Genomic DNA, 15,741 nt, shown 5'->3' with positions numbered 1-15,741 from the left:
CAGGAACGACAAAGCCGGCGCGAGGCCGGCTTTGTCGTGGCGCCATCAGAGGATCAGAACCCCTCACCCTTGGCCGCCTTCTCCAGCAGCAGCGCCGGCGGCTCGAAGCGTTCGCCGTACTGCTCGGCCAGGTAGCGGGCACGGGCGACGAAATCCTGCACGCCGTATTGGTTGATGAACTGCAGGGCACCACCGCTCCAGGCGGCGAAGCCGATGCCGAAGATCGAACCGATGTTGGCGTCGGCAGTGGACAGCAGCACGCCCTCCTCCACGCAGCGCACGGTCTCGATGGCCTGGATGAACAGGATGCGGTCACGCACGTCTTGCGCCGGGATCTGCCGGTCGGCCTTCTCGAAGCGCGCCTTCAGCTCCGGCCACAGGTGTTTCTTGCCGCCTGCCGGGTACTCGTAGAAGCCGCCACCGGCCGCCTTGCCGGGGCGCTTGTACTCGTTGACCATCAGGTCGATCACGGCGAAGGCCGGGTGCTGCGGCATCGCCTTGCTTTCGGCCTTGAGGTCGGCGGCGGTCTGGTTGCGGATGTGGGTCATCAGGCTCATGGAGACCTCGTCGGAGATCGCCAGCGGGCCCACCGGCATGCCGGCCTGGCGCGTCTCGTTCTCGATCATCGCCGCCGACACGCCCTCGCCGAGCATGGCGATGCCCTCGTTGGTGAAGGTGCCGAACACCCGCGAGGTGAAGAAGCCGCGGCTGTCGTTGACCACGATGGGGGTCTTCTTGATCTGCAGCACGTAGTCGAAGCCACGGGCCAGGGTCTCGTCCGAGGTCTTCTCGCCCCGGATGATCTCCACCAGCGGCATCTTGTCGACCGGGCTGAAGAAGTGCAGGCCGATGAACTTCTCCGGTTTGGCCACGGCGGTGGCCAGCCCGGTGATGGGCAGCGTGGAGGTGTTGGAGGCGATCACCGCATCGGCCAGGGCGCTGGCCTCGGCGGCGGCGGTGACCTTGGCCTTCAGCTCGCGGTTCTCGAACACGGCCTCGATGATCAGGTCGCAGCCTTCGAAGTCGGCGTCATCCACGGTCGGCTTGATGCGGGCGAGGAAGGCGTCGCGCTTCTCCGCGCTCATGTGGCCACGGGCGACCTTCTTGTCCAGCAGGCCGGCGGAGTACGCCTTGCCCTTCTCGGCGGCTTCGATGGAGACGTCCTTGAGCACCACCTCGATGCCGGCGGCGGCGGAGACGTAGGCGATGCCCGCGCCCATCATGCCGGCGCCGAGCACGCCGACCTTCTTCGTTTCATAGCGGGCCGGGCCCTTGGGCCGGGAACTGCCGGCGTTGATCTCGTTCAGCTGGAACCAGAAGGTGCCGATCATGTTCTTCGCCACCTGCCCGGTGGTCAGCTCGGTGAAGTAGCGCGCCTCGATCAGCTGGGCGGTGTCGAAGTCCACCTGGGCGCCTTCGACGGCGGCGCACATGATCTTCTCCGGCGCCGGGAAGCAGCCCTTGGTCTTGTCGCGCAGCACGCTCGGGGCGATGGCCAGCATCTGCGCCACGGCCGGGGTCGACGGGGTGCCGCCGGGGATCTTGTAGCCCTTCACGTCCCAGGGCTGCACGGCCGTGGGGTTGGCGGCGATGAAGGCGCGGGCCTTGGCCAGCAGTTCGTCGCGGTCCTTGGCGATGTCGTGGATCAGGCCGGCCTTGAGGGCCTGGTCCGGGCGCACCTTCTTGCCTTCGGCGAGGTACGGCAGCGCCTTCTCGATGCCCAGCAGGCGCACCATGCGCACCACGCCGCCGCCACCGGGGAGCAGGCCCAGGGTGACTTCCGGCAGGCCGAGCTGGACGTGGCCCTCGTCAATGGCGATGCGGTGGTGGCAGGCCAGGCAGATTTCCCAGCCGCCGCCCAGGGCCGCACCGTTGATGGCGGCGACCACGGGCTTGCCGAGGCTTTCCAGGCGGCGCAGCTGGCCCTTGATCTTGAGGATCATCTGGTAGAAGCCGTTGGCGTCGGCCTGGGTGACCTTGATCAGCTCATTGAGGTCGCCGCCGGCGAAGAAGGTCTTCTTGGCGGAGGTGACGATGACCCCGGCGATGGAATCCTTCTCGGCTTCCAGGCGGTCCACGGTGGCGCCCATGGCCTCGCGGTACACCGCGTTCATGGTGTTGGCGCTCTGGCCGGGCATGTCGATGGTCAGGACGACGATGTTGTCCGGGCCTTTTTCGTAACGGATGGCGTCAGTCATTTTTGTTCTCCGGCCTCAAACTCGCTCGATGATCGTGGCAATACCCATACCGCCGCCCACGCAGAGGGTGGCGAGGCCGTAGCGCAGCTGACGCTTCTCCAGCTCGTCGAGCAGGGTGCCGAGGATGGCGCAACCGGTGGCGCCCAGGGGGTGGCCCATGGCGATGGAACCGCCGTTGACGTTGACCTTCTCCTCCGGCACGCCCATGTCCTTCATGAACTTCATCACCACCGAGGCGAAGGCTTCGTTGACCTCGAACAGGTCGATGTCCGCCACCGACAGCCCGGCCTTGGCCAGGGCCTTGCGGGTGGCCGGCGCCGGGCCGGTGAGCATGATGGTCGGGTCGGTGCTGGTCACCGCGGTGGCGACGATGCGTGCGCGGGGCTTGAGGCCCAGCTCCTTGCCCTTGGCGGCGGAGCCGATGAGCATGGCGGCGGCGCCGTCGACGATGCCGGAGCTGTTGCCCGGGGTGTGCACGTGGTGGATGCGCTCGACGTGGCTGTACTTGCGCAGCGCGGTGGCGTCGAAGCCCATCTGGCCCATCATCTCGAAGCTCGGCTTGAGCGCGCCGAGGCCTTCGAGGGTGGATTCGCCCCGGATGAACTCGTCGTGGTCCAGCAGCACGATGCCGTTCTGGTCGGTGACCGGCACCAGGGATTTGTTGAACGAGCCGTCGGCGCTGGCGCGGGCGGCCTTCTGCTGGGAGCGCAGGGCGAAGGCGTCCACGTCCTGGCGGCTGAAGCCCTCCAGGGTGGCGATCAGGTCGGCACCGATGCCCTGGGGCACGAAGCTGGTGTGCAGGTTGGTTTCCGGGTCCATCGCCCAGGCGCCACCGTCGGAGCCCATGGGGATGCGTGACATGGATTCCACGCCGCCGGCCACCACCAGGTCCTCGAAGCCGGAGCGCACCTTCATCGCGGCGAGGTTCACGGCCTCCAGGCCCGACGCGCAGAAGCGGTTGATCTGCTGACCCGAGACGGTCTCGTCCCAGTCGGCCACCAGCGCGGCGGTCTTGGCGATGTCGGCGCCCTGGTCGCCCACCGGGGTCACGCAACCGAGCACGATATCGTCGACCTGGCTGGTATCCAGCGTGTTGCGCGCCTGAAGGGCCCTGAGCAGCCCGGCGATCAGGTTGACCGGCTTGACGCTGTGCAGCGCCCCGTCCTTCTTGCCCTTGCCGCGGGGCGTGCGCACCGCGTCGTAGATATATGCTTCGGTCATGGCGTTCTCTCTTGTCGTTAGGCAGACGGGCCGGCCAGGGGCCAACCGCTGTGGGGCTTACCTTAGCGGCACGCGGGCCGCACTCAATGACCGAACTGCTCAGCGCCATTGACTTCTGCGCTCAGACGAACGGTCACCTGACTCCCAGGTCAACGCGATGCGTCTGGCGCAGGGGTTGCCACGCGGGGTTCCGGCGCCACCCGGCGATGGGGTTCTAAGCATTCACCTATTGATCCCAAGCGTTCTAAAGGGATCGGGGGCCGGCCCCTAGAGTTCAGGTTGTCAGAGGTCGTTGCCGGGTTTTGCCGGAGCGGCTCTATCCACCCACCGCCAAGGAGGCGGCCAGGCCGACAGGCAGGCCGTTGACGCCCGACGCACGGCGCCTCCAACAAAAACAAAGGCAGCAGGCCATGTTCAAACAGCCGAAAATGCGGCAAGCGAGCCTCATCGTCTTCGCCACCACCGTCATCCTCATCCTCCCCAACCTGACCCGGCTGGTCAGCTGACAACGCGGGCATCGTCCTGTGCTGCGCACCGCCGCGAGCGGTCAACGCAGCGCAGGTAGCCACCAGGCCAGCAGCAGCGGAATGGTCACGAACGACAGCAGCGTCGAACACATCACCAGGCTCGCCACCTGCTCCGGCGAACGCCCGGCGCGCACCGCCAGCAGGTAGTTGAATACCGCCACCGGCATCGCCGACTGCATCACCAGCACGCCCAGGGTCAGTGGCTCCAGTTGCAGCGCCAGGCCCACTCCCCAGCCCACGCCCGCACCGAAGAGGATGCGCAGTGCCCCCTGCAGCAGGCCGCTGCCCAGGTGGCCGACGCGGATGCTGGCCAGGGATACGCCGAGGGTCAGGAGCATCAGCGGGATGGTCATGCCGCCCAGCAGCTCGATGGTGTTGGCCAGCCAGCGCGGCAGGGACAGGTCGAAGACGATCAGCGGGATGGCCAGGGCCAGGCTGATGACGATAGGGTTGATGAACAGCTTCTTCACCGAACGCTCGCTGCCCGAGAGCAGCAGCCCCAGGCTGAACTGCACCACCGCCAGGGCCAGGAAGAAGCCCACCGCCAGGGCCAGGCCCGGCTCGCCGAACGCGTAGAGCGCCACCGGCAGGCCCATGTTCCCGGAATTGGGGAACAGGAAGGCCGGCACCAGCACGCGCCAGTCCTGTTTCATGGCCCGGCCGAGGCCCAGGCCGATCACGCCCATCACCAGGGTGGTGAGCAGGCAGGCGAGCGCGATCTGGCCGAAGGCGTGCTTGTCGATTTCCGCCTGGCTGAGGGTGGAAAGCACCAGGCTCGGCGTGCCGACGTTAAGAACCAGACGAGCGATAAAGTCTGTTGGGTAATTCTGCCCGGAGCGTGCCCAGGCATAGCCGATGCCAGCAGTGATGAGGATCGGCGCCATGACGGCGAACAGCGCGGCCAGCATGGCCCGCTCCTTAGCCCGGAGGGGCGTGGAATGGCTGGAAGGCCCGATCCTAACGGCTGGCGATGACCTCCGGCAATTGTGCTAGGGTCCAAGGGTTCTTGTTTTTCAGGGAGTTACACCATGCGCAAGATGCTCGCCACACTAGCCCTTTCCTTCAGCCTTCCCGCACTCGCCGCCGATGTCGACCAGGCAGCGGCGCTGGAAGCCCTCAAGCAACCGGGCGCCGTGCTGATCGACGTGCGTACACCGGAAGAAATCGAGGCAGGAGCCTTGCCCGGTGCCCGTTACATCGGCTTCGAAGACATCGGTACGAAAATCGCGGAACTGGCACCGGACAAGCACACCCCCATCGTCCTCTACTGCCGCAGTGGCCGCCGCTCCGGCATCGCCCAGGACGATCTGCGTGCCAGGGGCTACACCAATGTGCAGAATGCCGGCGGTTACTCCACCCTCAAACCGATTCTGGACACGCCCTGATGCGCCACCTGCTGCTCTGCCTGCTGTTGCTGACCCCCACCCTGCACGCCGCCGAGCTGCTGCTCGAATTGCCCGGCGGCACGCAACGCTGGGACAGCGCCAGGCTGCTGGCCCACCCCCAGGCGCGGGATATCGAGGTACCCGCGGATGTCGCCTACAAGCGCGCCATGCATTACCGCGCCCTGCCCCTGGCGGCGCTGCTGGACGGGGTCGAGCCCGGCCAGCACCTGCAGGCCGTGGCGGCGGATGGTTTCGCCGCCGAACTGCCCGCCGCGCCCCTGCTCGCCAAGGACGGCGCCCGGGCCTGGCTGGCCGTGGAAGACCCGGGCAAACCCTGGCCGCCCCTGGCCAAGGACAAGCCCAGCGCCGGGCCCTTCTACCTGGTGTGGACCGACCCGCAGGCCGGCGGCATAGGCCCGGAGCAATGGCCCTTCCAGGTGGTCAGGATCCGCTACCTGGCAGCGGTCGCCGAGCGCTTCCCCGCGCTGCTGCCGGCAGCCGATGCGGGCGCCGACGTCCAGGCCGGCTTCGCCCAGTTCCAGAAGAACTGCCTGGCCTGCCACCGCCTCAACGGCGCCGGCGATGCCCAGTTCGGCCCCGACCTCAACCTGCCCTACAACCCCACCGAATACTTCGCCGAAGGCTTCCTCCAGCGCTACATCCGCGACCCGCAGGCCATGCGCCGCTGGCCCCAGGGCCGGATGCCCGCCTTCCCGGCGGCGGTGATCGACGATGCGCAACTGCAGCAACTGGTCGCCTACCTGCGCCACATGAGCGGTCGCAAAACGCCGTGACGCCCCTCACGGACGCGCGCGGATGGACTGTTCCGGCGCCCGCCCCGGCGCTACGCTCACCCACCTGAACCGCCGGCCGGGAGAGCCAGCATGAGCACCGAGCTGCACGTCGAAAGCCTGGTCCTTCGCGGGGCCCGCAACGAAGCCCTCACCCCCGACCTCAACCTGCACCTGGACGACTCCCGGCTCAGCCTGGGCGAGCTGATCCGCCGGGTGGTGCTGCACCAGGTGGCCGAACGGACGGTCGCCGGCTGGCTGGACCGCCTCCAGGCCAGCGTCCCTGCCGACTACCTCAGCGACGACGACATCCGCCGCCAGGCCGCCCGAGGCGCCATCAAGCCGCACGCCGAGCGCCCCGATGCCCCCCGGATCGACGCCGAAGCGGAAGTGCGGCGCGCCCTGGAGGGCTTCCGCCAGCGCCGCTACCGCATCCTTCTCGACGGCCAGATGCTCAACGACCTCGACCATTCCCTCGACCTGCCCGCCCAGGCCCGGCTCACCTTCCTGCGCCTGGTGCCCCTGGTCGGCGGCTGATCCCCAACACGAACGGACTCCCCCATGCAGCATTACCAAGCCGCCCCCCATCAGCAGGCCCGCATCGCCCTGCTCGACGCCTTCCTCGACCGCACCCTGGATGCCCTGCCCGAACGCGACGCGCTGCTGGCCGAAGACGGCTACCAGCATCCGTTCTGGGACGAGGTCGACGGCCTCGCCCTGGCCGACGCCTTCCTCGCCGAAGCCGGCCCCGACGGCCAGCCCGCCCTGGTGGACGCCCTGGTCTTCCCGCGCAGCCTGGGCCACGACGAAACCGAACACCGCTACACCCGCCAACGCCTGGCCCAGATCGTCAGCCGTGCCGGCGTTGCGGCCTACCCCGACGCCTATGGCTTCCAGGCCCTGGAACGGCGTGTGCGGCACATGCTGACCCATGGTTATGAGGACAGCGACCACGGCCTGCTCTTCGGCTACAGCACCGACGCCTACTGGCACCAGCCCGCCAGTGCCTGGGCCACGCCTGACCTCGAGGACTGCCTGGAGCTGCTCGCAGGATTCGCCGTCGACGACGCCTGGCTGGACCTGGCCCACTGGCTGCTAGGGGGCGAGTGGGACCACCCTTGCCCCAGTGAAAACGTGTTTCACAAGCACCTCGCCGAGGCCTACCAGGGCAAGGCAGCGGAGGCCCTGCGGCACTTCGCCGTGGCCCTGGCCGAAACCGACCGCCTGGATGGGGCCCTGCACGAGCGAGCAGTGCGCACCTGGGCCGACAGCCTGTGCACGCTGCCGCCGCTGAATGAAGGGCACAGCCCGGCCGAGCAACGTCTGGACGCACTCAACGCGGAGCTCATCGAGCGCAACCTTGCCCAGTTGCCTGACACCAGCGGACTGTTCCGCCTGATCGGCAAACGCGGCACCTCCTCCCCGCACTGGTTGCTGGCCGGCGTACGCGAAGTGGCACGCCTCGGCCTGGAACCGGGCACCCTCAGGGTTCACTACGAAGACATCTGCGGCCGAGTGCTGATCGCCCTGCTCGACGTCGGCCAACTGGAAAAGGACGACGAGGCCGAACTGGCCAAGCAGCTCGCCGACTTCCCCCGCACCAGCCTGCTCACCGCCCTGCCGTTCAGCGGCGCCGCCAGCGAAGCCGTGCTGGACGCCCTCGGCTGGAGCGACCTGAAGCCGCTGCAGCGCCTCTACCTCGACCTGGCGCTGGCCGTCGACCACAGCGGGCGCCTGGTGGAAGACCTGCAGAGCAGCGACGACCCGGAGCTGGGCGTGGTGGACCGCGACGCCCTGCAAGCCGCCCTGGACCAGGCCGACGCCGGGCACCTGGCCGACTACCTCGCCGCCCTGGAAGGCACCCCCTGGGCCTTCCCCAACACCCGCCTGCTGCTGGATGCCTTCCGTGGCCTGGAGCGCAAGGCCCTGGAGAAGAAGCTGCAGCGCCACGCCCAGGCCGCCTTGCGCGCCTACGGCCTGTTGCCCATCAGCGGCGCGGACGAAACCCGCGAGCGCTACCTGGCCCTCAAGCGCTACCACCGCGAAGTCGAGCGCTACGGCGCCGAGCGCCAGGCCAACTCCCAGGCCGCCATCCAGGCCGGGCTGGAGAACCTCGCCCGCACCGCCGGCCACGGCGACGCCACGCGGCTGGAATGGGCGATGGAAGCGGAGATCGCCGAGCAGACGCCGGACCGCCTGCATCTGGACGGCTACGACCTGTGGCTGGAGTTGCAGGGGCTCAACCCGGTCATCGTCGCCGGCAAGGGCGGCAAGCGCCTGAAGTCCGTACCCGCCGCCCTGCGCAAGCACGAAGGCCTGGCCGAGCTGAAGACCCTGCAGGCCCGCATGAAGGACCAGATCCGCCGCTTCCGCCTGACCCTGGAAGCCATGATGGCGCGTGGCGAGGCCCTGGAGCTGACGCAGCTGCGCCAGCTGCTGCGCATGCCGGCGGCGCGCCTGCTGCTGGACCACCTGGTACTGCGCGACGGTGACGGCCAACTGGGCTGGCTGGACGGCGACGCCTTCACCCTCTGCTCCCTGGCGGGACCGGCGCGCCCCATCGAAGGCCCGCTGCTGATCGCCCACCCCCTGCACCTGTTCGAAGCCGGCGCGCTCTCCGCCTGGCAGCAGGCCCTGGTGGCCCAGCGCCGGGTGCAGCCGTTCAAGCAGGTGTTCCGCGAGCTGTACCTGTTGACCCCGGCCGAACGGGAGAACGGCCTGAAGTCCCTGCGCTTCGCCGGCCACGTGCTGCGCAGCGCCGTGGCCGCGCGCCTGCTGCGGGCCCGGGGCTGGACCACCCACGACGGCGAAGAGGTATTCCGCAACTGGGGCCAGGGCCTGTATGCCTTCGTCGACTTCCCCGATGCGCAGCGCTACCTGCCGCTGACCGAGAGCATCACCCTGCAGGCCATCGAATTCGTCCGCGACCGCGCGCCCCTGCCCCTGGAAGAGGTTCCGCCGCTGGTGTTCTCCGAGACCCTGCGCGACGCCGACCTGATCGTCTCCGTGGCCTTCACCGGCGAGACCGGCACCCACGCCGGCAGCGCCGAGGTCATCCAGCGCCGCGCCGAACTGGTGCAGGCGCTGGTGGGCAACCTGGGGCTGGCCAACGTGCGCTGCGAGGGCCACCACGCCCACATCACCGGCAGCCGCGCGCGCTACCGGCTGCACCTGGGCAGCGGCGTCATCCATATCGAGCCGGGCAACTACCTGTGCATCGTCCCGGCCGGCAAGCCGGCGGATGACCTCTACCTGCCCTTCGCCGACAGCGACGCGCGCACCAGCGAGATCATCAGCAAGCTGTTCCTGCTGCTGGATGACGGGGCGATCGACGACCCGAGCATCCTCGAACAGATCCGCCGCAGCGAGGTGCCGGCGTGAGGGATAGGCCCAACCCGTGGGAGCGAATTCATTCGCGATGAAGCCGGCACCCTGCCCGCCCCTTTCGCGGCTGAAGCCGCTCCCACAACCGGTGCCGTAGGTTGGCGCCGAGCGCAGCGAGGCCCAACGCAATCATGTTCGGCCTGGCGACGTTGGGCTTCGTACCTCAGCCCAACCTACGGTCCGTAAGGCGGGTGAAACCCGCGTGGTTTCGTGCATGGTCCTCGTCGGGTTGCACCCGACCTACAGGCGTCCAGAACTCCGTAGGGGCGAATTCATTCGCCCGCTCTTTCGCGCCGCCCGTGACCTCGACGTCAGACGTTGTATTCCGCCGGTGGCGCCGGCAGCTTCTCCAGCACCTCGTGCAGGCCGGCGGCCCATTGGCGGCGCACGCCTTCGTAGTATTCGTCGTCCTCGGTGACGCGGTAGCCGGCGGGAAGGATCAGGCTGTCGGTGTGGTAGACCAGCAGGTCCAGCGGCATGCCGACCGAGAGGTTACTGCGGATGGTGGAATCGAAGGAGACCAGCGCGCAACGCAGCGCCTCCTCCAGGCTGGTGTCATGCTTGAGGTTGCGATCGAGGATCGGCTTGCCGTACTTGCTCTCCCCCAGTTGCAGGAAGGGCGTGTCCTCGGTGGCCTGGATGAAGTTGCCCTGCGGGTAGATGCTGTAGAGCGCGGGCGGCTGGCCGGCGATCTGCCCGCCGACGAGGAAGGAGCAGGTCAGGTCGGTGTTGCCCGCCAGCGGCGCGCCGTCGCGGGCCACCACCTCGCGGATGGTTTCGGCCACCAGGGCGGTGGCGTCGTAGAGCGTGGGCACGCTGTCGAGGTTCACCAGGGTACTGCCCAGGCGCTGCTTGAGCAGGTTGACCACCGACTGCGAGGTGGCCAGGTTGCCCGCCGTCTGCAGCACGATCAGGCGTTCACCGGGCGTACCGAAGGTGAAGAGCTTGCGGAAGGTGGCGATGTGGTCGATGCCCGCGTTGGTGCGCGAATCGGAAACGAACACCAGGCCATCGGCAAGGTGCATGGCGACGCAGTAGGTCATGGTTCTCTCCCGTTTTTATGTGCCCCCCGCCTCCCCCGCGCCTTGCGCTTCGGCATCACCGGCCCGTGCCTGCCGGGATGGCAGGCGGGCAGTCGAATGACCGGTGATGCAGCGAGAAGTCCTGTGACGCGTGTTACTGCTGCTCCTGGACCATCAGCAGGGGCGGCACGTCGATGTCGACGCGCGCGTGCATCTGCTCGCCGCCGCCACGGCGCATGCCGCGCACCGGGCAGGCATCCAGGTAGTCCAGGCCGACGGCGAGCTTGAGGTGGCGCTCCGGCCGGGACAGGCGGTTGGTGACGTCGAAGCTGTACCAGGCATCGCCCAGCCAGGCTTCCGCCCAGGCGTGGCTGACCAGGTGGGCGTTGTTCTCCTTGTACAGGTAGCCGGAGACGAAGCGCGCCGGCACGCCGAGGGTGCGGGCGCAGGCGAGGAAGGCGTGGGTATGGTCCTGGCAGACCCCCGCGCGGCCGGCGAAGGCCTCGGCGGCGGTGCTGTCCACGGCGGTGACGCCGGTCCGGTAGTCGATGTGCTCGTGCAGCGCGTCCATCAGGGTGATCAGGCCGCTGCGCTCGGGCCGGGGCTTGCAGTGGGTGTGGGCGAAGGCACGCAACGCCTCGTCCGCCGTGGTCAGGCGGGTGGAGCGCAGGAACGGCAGCGCCGAAAGCTTGTCGTGCTCGGCCTCGCTGTGCTCGTCGATCTCCACCTGGCCACGGGCACCGATGACGATGGCCTCGTGGGGTTCATCCAGGGTCAAGACGTGGAGGATGTTGCCGTAGGGATCGATCTGCGCGCGTACCGGGCGCGGCAGGTCGAGCTGCCAGCTGAGGATGTGCTGGCGCTCGCTGTCGTGGGGCGTCAGGCGCAGGTACTGGATGCTCGCGCGAACCTGGTCGTCGTAGCGATAGGTGGTTTCGTGGCGGATGGACAGTTTCATACGGCCTCCAGATATGAGCTGTGGATCGCTCTGGCCAGTTGGCGAACCAGCAGGATGAAGTCGGTGAGCCAGCCGTGCAGGCCCTCACCGAGGATCTCGTCGATGCTCGTGTAGCGCAGGCGTGCGTCCAGCTCGGCGGCCAGGCGCTGGGCCGGCCGGCCGTTCTCGCCGGGCAGGCTGGAAAGGATCAGGTTGAGCTCCTCCATGCAGGCACGCAGGGAGCGCGGCACGTCGGGGCGCAGCAGCAAAAGTTCGGACACCTGGCGTGCGCCGGGCGAACCCCGGAACACCTCGGTGTAGGCCTCGAAGGACGACAGCGCGCGGAGCAAGGCGCTCCACTGGTAGTAGCCACGTGCGGACGTATCGCTGACCTCCTCCGCCTCCTCGCCGAGCATCTCGTAGCGTGCATCGAGCAGGCGCAGCGTATTGTCCGCCCGTTCTATGAAGGTTCCGAGACGGATGAAGCGGTAGGGGTCGTGACGCATGATGGTGCCGAAGGTGGCACCACGGAACAGGTGCGAGCGTTCCTTGACCCACTCGCAGAAGCGCTTGATCCCGTAGCGCCCCAGGCCCTCGCCGGCGATGCCGCGCATCTCCAGCCAGGTGGCGTTGATGTTCTCCCACATGTCGGCGGTGATGCGCCCGCGCACGGCGTGGGCGTTGGTGCGGGCGGCGCCCAGGCAGCTGTAGATGCTCGCCGGGTTCTCCGCGTCGAGGGCGAAGAAGTGCAGCATGCGCTCGGCGTGAAGCTGGCCGTGGCGGGTCAGGTAGGCGTCCAGGGTGCCGGTGATCAGCAGCGGCATGGCGAGTTCTTCCAGGCCATCGCCACGGCCGTCCTGGGGCATCAGCGACAGCGAGTAGCTCACATCGAGCATGCGCGCGAGGTTCTCGGCGCGCTCCAGGTAGCGCGACATCCAGTAGAGATCGGAGGCAGTACGGCTCAGCACGATCAGTCCTCCACGATCCAGGTGTCTTTGGTACCGCCGCCCTGCGACGAGTTCACCACCAGCGAGCCCTCGCGCAGCGCGACGCGCGTCAGGCCGCCCGGCACCAGGCGCGTTTCGCGGCCGGAGAGGACGAACGGGCGCAGGTCGATGTGGCGCGGGGCGATGCCCTTCTCGACGAAGGTCGGGCAGGTGGACAGGCTCAGCGTGGGCTGGGCGATGTAGGCCTCCGGGCGCGCCTTGAGGCGTTCGCGGAAGGCTTCGATCTCCGCCTTGGTGGCGGCCGGGCCGACCAGCATGCCGTAGCCGCCGGAGCCCTGGGTTTCCTTCACCACCAGCTCCGGCAGGTTGGCCAGTACATGGGACAGCTCCTCGGGCTTGCGGCACTGCCAGGTGGGCACGTTGGCGAGGATGGGTTCCTCGTCGAGGTAGAAGCGGATCATGTCGCCGACGTAGGGGTAGATCGACTTGTCGTCCGCCACCCCGGTGCCGATGGCGTTGGCCAGCACCACGTTGCCGGAACGGTACGCCGCCAGCAGGCCGGGCACGCCGAGCATGGAGTCCGGGTTGAAGGCCAGCGGGTCGAGGAAGGCGTCGTCGAGGCGACGGTAGATCACGTCCACCGGCTGCGGGCCGGAGGTGGTGCGCATGTAGACACGGTCGTCGCGGACGAACAGGTCGGCGCCTTCCACCAGCTCGACGCCCATCTCGCGGGCGAGGAAGGCGTGCTCGAAGTAGGCACTGTTGAAGCGCCCCGGGGTCAGCACCACGACGCTGGGGTTGTCCAGCGGGCTGGAGCTCTTGAGGGTCTCCAGCAACAGGTTCGGGTAGTGGTCGATGGGCGCCACGCGCTGCGCCGCGAACAGCTCGGGGAACAGGCGCATCATCATCTTGCGGTCTTCGAGCATGTAGCTGACGCCGCTGGGGGTGCGCAGGTTGTCCTCGAGCACGTAGTAGGTGCCGTCGCCGTCGCGCACCAGGTCCACGCCGGCGATGTGGGCATAGATGTCGCGATGCAGGTCCAGGCCCTGCATGGCGATCTGGTAGCCCTCGTTGGCCAGCACCTGCTCGGCCGGGATGATCCCCGCCTTGATGATGCGCTGGCCGTGGTAGAGGTCGGCGAGGAACATGTTCAGCGCCTTGACGCGCTGGATGCAGCCGCGTTCGACGACACGCCACTCGCTCATGGGGATGGATCGGGGAATGGTGTCGAAGGGGATCAGGCGCTCGGTGCCCTGTTCGTCCCCGTAGAGGGTGAAGGTGATGCCCGCCCGGTGGAACAGCAGGTCGGCTTCGCGCCGCCTCTGGGCAAGCAGCTCTTCGGGGGTATCGGCCAACCAGCGGGCGAATTCCCGGTAGTGCGGGCGGCATTCGCCACTCGCGTCGTACATCTCGTCAAAAAAGGTGCGGGCCATGCCGGACTCCTTGTCACCACCGACCATCTTGCAGTCGCAAGCCTCGTGCCAGCGACTCAACCCTTTACGTATCAATGAGTTGCACACGGACTCCAGCTCCGACGCACTGCGATGGTGCAGCTTCGGGAGCGGAACGGGTGCCACCGCCCCGTTTGGCGGCGATACGGATTAGGACGGGGAGCTGCGCGTACTTGTTCCCTAATTCTTCGCTCATCGCGAATGCGCCCACGCAAGCAGTCTAGGACAAGGCCGGCAGCCTGCCCGCGCCGTCGGTAACCTTGCTTGTCAGGCCACAGGCCGCGAACTACGCTGGCTTGAGCACCTCCCGCCTCACGGCCCGCTGCTCTGGCGGTCGCCGCCCAGGCTCCGCCGCATCCGCATCAGGAGTCGACCATGTCCTCGATCAGAAGCACCCTTTCGGCGTTCGCCTGCGCCAGCGCCCTGCTCAGCGGCGCGCTGCAGGCAGCAGAACCGCTCAGGCAGATCGGCGCGGGCGAAGGCGCGCTCGACATCGTCGCCTGGCCCGGCTACATCGAGCGCGGCGAGACCGACAAGGCCTACGACTGGGTCACCGCCTTCGAAAAGGACAGCGGCTGCAAGGTCAACGTGAAGACCGCCGCCACCTCCGACGAGATGGTCAGCCTGATGGCCAAGGGCGGCTACGACCTGGTCACAGCCTCGGGCGATGCCTCCCTGCGCCTGGTGGCGGGCAAGCGCGTGCAGCCGATCAACACCGCGCTGATCCCCAATTGGAAGAACGTCGACGAGCGGCTCAGGGACGCCCCCTGGCACACCGTGGCCGGGCAGCACTTCGGCACGCCCTACCAGTGGGGGCCGAACGTGCTGATGTACAACACCCAGGTCTTCCCCAAGCCGCCGACGAGCTGGAACGTGGTGTTCGAGGAGACCACCCTGCCCGACGGCAAGAGCAACAAGGGCCGGGTACAGGCCTACGACGGCCCCATCTACATTGCCGACGCCGCCCTCTACCTGCGCCGCACCCGGCCCGAGCTGGGCATCCGCGATCCCTATGAATTGAGCGAGGCGCAGTACGCCGCCGTCATCGCCCTGTTGCGCGGCCAGCAACCGCTGATCCACCGCTACTGGCACGACGCGACCGTGCAGATGAGCGACTTCAAGAACGAAGGCGTGGCCGCCTCGGGCTCCTGGCCCTACCAGGTCAACGCCCTGCGCGGCGAAAAGCAGCCCGTCGCCTCCACCATCCCCACGGAGGGCTCCACCGGCTGGGCCGACACCACCATGCTGCACGCCGAGGCCAAGCACCCCAACTGCGCCTACAAATGGATGAACTGGTCCCTGGAGCCCAAGGTGCAGGGCGACGTGGCGGCCTGGTTCGGCTCGGTGCCGGCAGTGCCCAAGGGCTGCACCGACAGCGAACTGCTCGGCGCCGGCGGCTGCGCCACCAACGGCTACGACCAGTTCGACAAGATCGCCTTCTGGAAGACACCCCAGGCCAAGTGCGGTGACGGCCAATGCGTGCCCTACAGCCGCTGGACCCAGGACTACATCGCGATCATGGGTGGGCGTTAGCGGGCCTGCCCGAGGCGCCGTGCGGCCCTCTTCGCGAATGAATTCGCTCCCACCCCGGGCCTGACCGCTGCGTAGGGTGGAGGTCGCTTTCTACCTCCACCAGGCGCTGTCGATCACGGCACGGCGTCGGGCCTTGGGGTTTACCGCGGCAGGAGAGCGGCGGCGCTGCGCGTCGCTTGGCGAATGAATTGGCTCTGTCGGCGTTAGCTGTTGTGGTTTTAATGCAGGCGCTCAAGCACGGTACTTTCCGGGCGCTTGAGGGTTTGTGCCACCTTCACCGCATGGGTTTCGCTTCGCTCGCGGAACGCCGCCCGACCCATCCTACGAAAGCCCGTGCGCACCACA

At 68.0% G+C, this 15,741-nt stretch carries 12 protein-coding genes; 5 read left to right on the top strand and 7 right to left on the bottom strand.

Annotated elements, in window-relative coordinates; translation table 11 throughout:
* Positions 1-53 precede the first annotated feature (53 nt).
* The 3 genes from ACYJSS_RS29945 to ACYJSS_RS29935 all read right to left on the bottom strand — a co-directional run bounded on the left by ACYJSS_RS29945 (position 54) and on the right by ACYJSS_RS29935 (position 4,854).
* On the bottom strand, positions 54-2,198 hold the full coding sequence (locus ACYJSS_RS29945) for a 3-hydroxyacyl-CoA dehydrogenase NAD-binding domain-containing protein (RefSeq protein WP_111264275.1): 2,145 nt from the start codon (positions 2,196-2,198) through the stop codon (positions 54-56).
* 15 nt (positions 2,199-2,213) lie between these two features.
* Positions 2,214-3,419 carry an acetyl-CoA C-acetyltransferase gene (locus ACYJSS_RS29940; RefSeq protein ID WP_111264276.1) on the bottom strand — a complete coding sequence of 402 codons (1,206 nt, stop codon included), beginning with the start codon at positions 3,417-3,419 and terminating at the stop codon, positions 2,214-2,216.
* A gap of 547 nt (positions 3,420-3,966) precedes the next feature.
* The gene (locus ACYJSS_RS29935; protein WP_111264277.1) at positions 3,967-4,854 is read right to left on the bottom strand and encodes an AEC family transporter; all 888 of its coding nucleotides are present in this window, start codon (positions 4,852-4,854) and stop codon (positions 3,967-3,969) included.
* A 120-nt stretch (positions 4,855-4,974) separates the two neighbouring features.
* On the opposite strand from ACYJSS_RS29935, the gene ACYJSS_RS29930 reads away from it, so the two are divergent.
* The 4 genes from ACYJSS_RS29930 to ACYJSS_RS29915 all read left to right on the top strand — a co-directional run bounded on the left by ACYJSS_RS29930 (position 4,975) and on the right by ACYJSS_RS29915 (position 9,503).
* On the top strand, positions 4,975-5,331 hold the full coding sequence (locus ACYJSS_RS29930; protein ID WP_111264278.1) for a rhodanese-like domain-containing protein: 357 nt from the start codon (positions 4,975-4,977) through the stop codon (positions 5,329-5,331).
* Positions 5,331-6,125: a cytochrome c gene (locus ACYJSS_RS29925; protein WP_111264279.1), complete on the top strand. Its 795-nt coding sequence runs from the start codon at positions 5,331-5,333 to the stop codon at positions 6,123-6,125. Before ACYJSS_RS29930 ends, ACYJSS_RS29925 begins: the two co-directional genes overlap by 1 nt.
* A 90-nt stretch (positions 6,126-6,215) precedes the next feature.
* Positions 6,216-6,659 carry a hypothetical protein gene (locus tag ACYJSS_RS29920; protein WP_111264280.1) on the top strand — a complete coding sequence of 148 codons (444 nt, stop codon included), beginning with the start codon at positions 6,216-6,218 and terminating at the stop codon, positions 6,657-6,659.
* 24 nt (positions 6,660-6,683) lie between these two features.
* A complete protein-coding gene (locus ACYJSS_RS29915; protein ID WP_236206554.1) occupies positions 6,684-9,503 on the top strand; it encodes a DUF4132 domain-containing protein in 2,820 nt (939 codons plus the stop codon).
* Between the two features lie 314 nt (positions 9,504-9,817).
* On the opposite strand, the gene ACYJSS_RS29910 is transcribed toward ACYJSS_RS29915, so the two are convergent.
* From ACYJSS_RS29910 to ACYJSS_RS29895, 4 genes are all read right to left on the bottom strand, one after another.
* Complete coding sequence (locus ACYJSS_RS29910) at positions 9,818-10,549, bottom strand: proteasome-type protease (protein WP_111264281.1); 732 nt, start codon at positions 10,547-10,549, stop codon at positions 9,818-9,820.
* 133 nt (positions 10,550-10,682) lie between these two features.
* A complete protein-coding gene (locus tag ACYJSS_RS29905; protein ID WP_236206553.1) occupies positions 10,683-11,486 on the bottom strand; it encodes a transglutaminase family protein in 804 nt (267 codons plus the stop codon).
* On the bottom strand, positions 11,483-12,433 hold the full coding sequence (locus ACYJSS_RS29900; RefSeq protein WP_021222640.1) for an alpha-E domain-containing protein: 951 nt from the start codon (positions 12,431-12,433) through the stop codon (positions 11,483-11,485). The genes ACYJSS_RS29905 and ACYJSS_RS29900 overlap by 4 nt, the downstream gene beginning before the upstream one ends.
* A gap of 2 nt (positions 12,434-12,435) precedes the next feature.
* Entirely contained in the window at positions 12,436-13,845 is a 1,410-nt protein-coding gene (locus ACYJSS_RS29895) for a circularly permuted type 2 ATP-grasp protein (protein WP_111264283.1), read from the bottom strand.
* 393 nt (positions 13,846-14,238) lie between these two features.
* Here ACYJSS_RS29895 and ydcS point away from each other — a divergent pair, with 393 nt between their 5' ends.
* Entirely contained in the window at positions 14,239-15,396 is a 1,158-nt protein-coding gene (ydcS, locus tag ACYJSS_RS29890; RefSeq protein ID WP_111264284.1) for a putative ABC transporter substrate-binding protein YdcS, read from the top strand.
* Positions 15,397-15,741 lie beyond the last annotated feature (345 nt).

This window comes from Pseudomonas sp. No.21, from assembly GCF_054558415.1.
The sequence above is the reverse complement of the archived record's forward strand: the minus strand, read 5'-3'. Positions and strand labels throughout refer to the sequence as shown.

Bases quoted from the DNA above. Each gene is read 5' to 3' on its own strand.
- ACYJSS_RS29945 (WP_111264275.1), bottom strand. From the start codon at position 2,198: ATGACTGACGCCATCCGTTACGAAAAAGGCCCGGACAACATCGTCGTC.
- ACYJSS_RS29940 (WP_111264276.1), bottom strand. From the start codon at position 3,419: ATGACCGAAGCATATATCTACGACGCGGTGCGCACGCCCCGCGGCAAG.
- ACYJSS_RS29935 (WP_111264277.1), bottom strand. From the start codon at position 4,854: ATGCTGGCCGCGCTGTTCGCCGTCATGGCGCCGATCCTCATCACTGCT.
- ACYJSS_RS29930 (WP_111264278.1), top strand. From the start codon at position 4,975: ATGCGCAAGATGCTCGCCACACTAGCCCTTTCCTTCAGCCTTCCCGCA.
- ACYJSS_RS29925 (WP_111264279.1), top strand. From the start codon at position 5,331: ATGCGCCACCTGCTGCTCTGCCTGCTGTTGCTGACCCCCACCCTGCAC.
- ACYJSS_RS29920 (WP_111264280.1), top strand. From the start codon at position 6,216: ATGAGCACCGAGCTGCACGTCGAAAGCCTGGTCCTTCGCGGGGCCCGC.
- ACYJSS_RS29915 (WP_236206554.1), top strand. From the start codon at position 6,684: ATGCAGCATTACCAAGCCGCCCCCCATCAGCAGGCCCGCATCGCCCTG.
- ACYJSS_RS29910 (WP_111264281.1), bottom strand. From the start codon at position 10,549: ATGACCTACTGCGTCGCCATGCACCTTGCCGATGGCCTGGTGTTCGTT.
- ACYJSS_RS29905 (WP_236206553.1), bottom strand. From the start codon at position 11,486: ATGAAACTGTCCATCCGCCACGAAACCACCTATCGCTACGACGACCAG.
- ACYJSS_RS29895 (WP_111264283.1), bottom strand. From the start codon at position 13,845: ATGGCCCGCACCTTTTTTGACGAGATGTACGACGCGAGTGGCGAATGC.
- ydcS (WP_111264284.1), top strand. From the start codon at position 14,239: ATGTCCTCGATCAGAAGCACCCTTTCGGCGTTCGCCTGCGCCAGCGCC.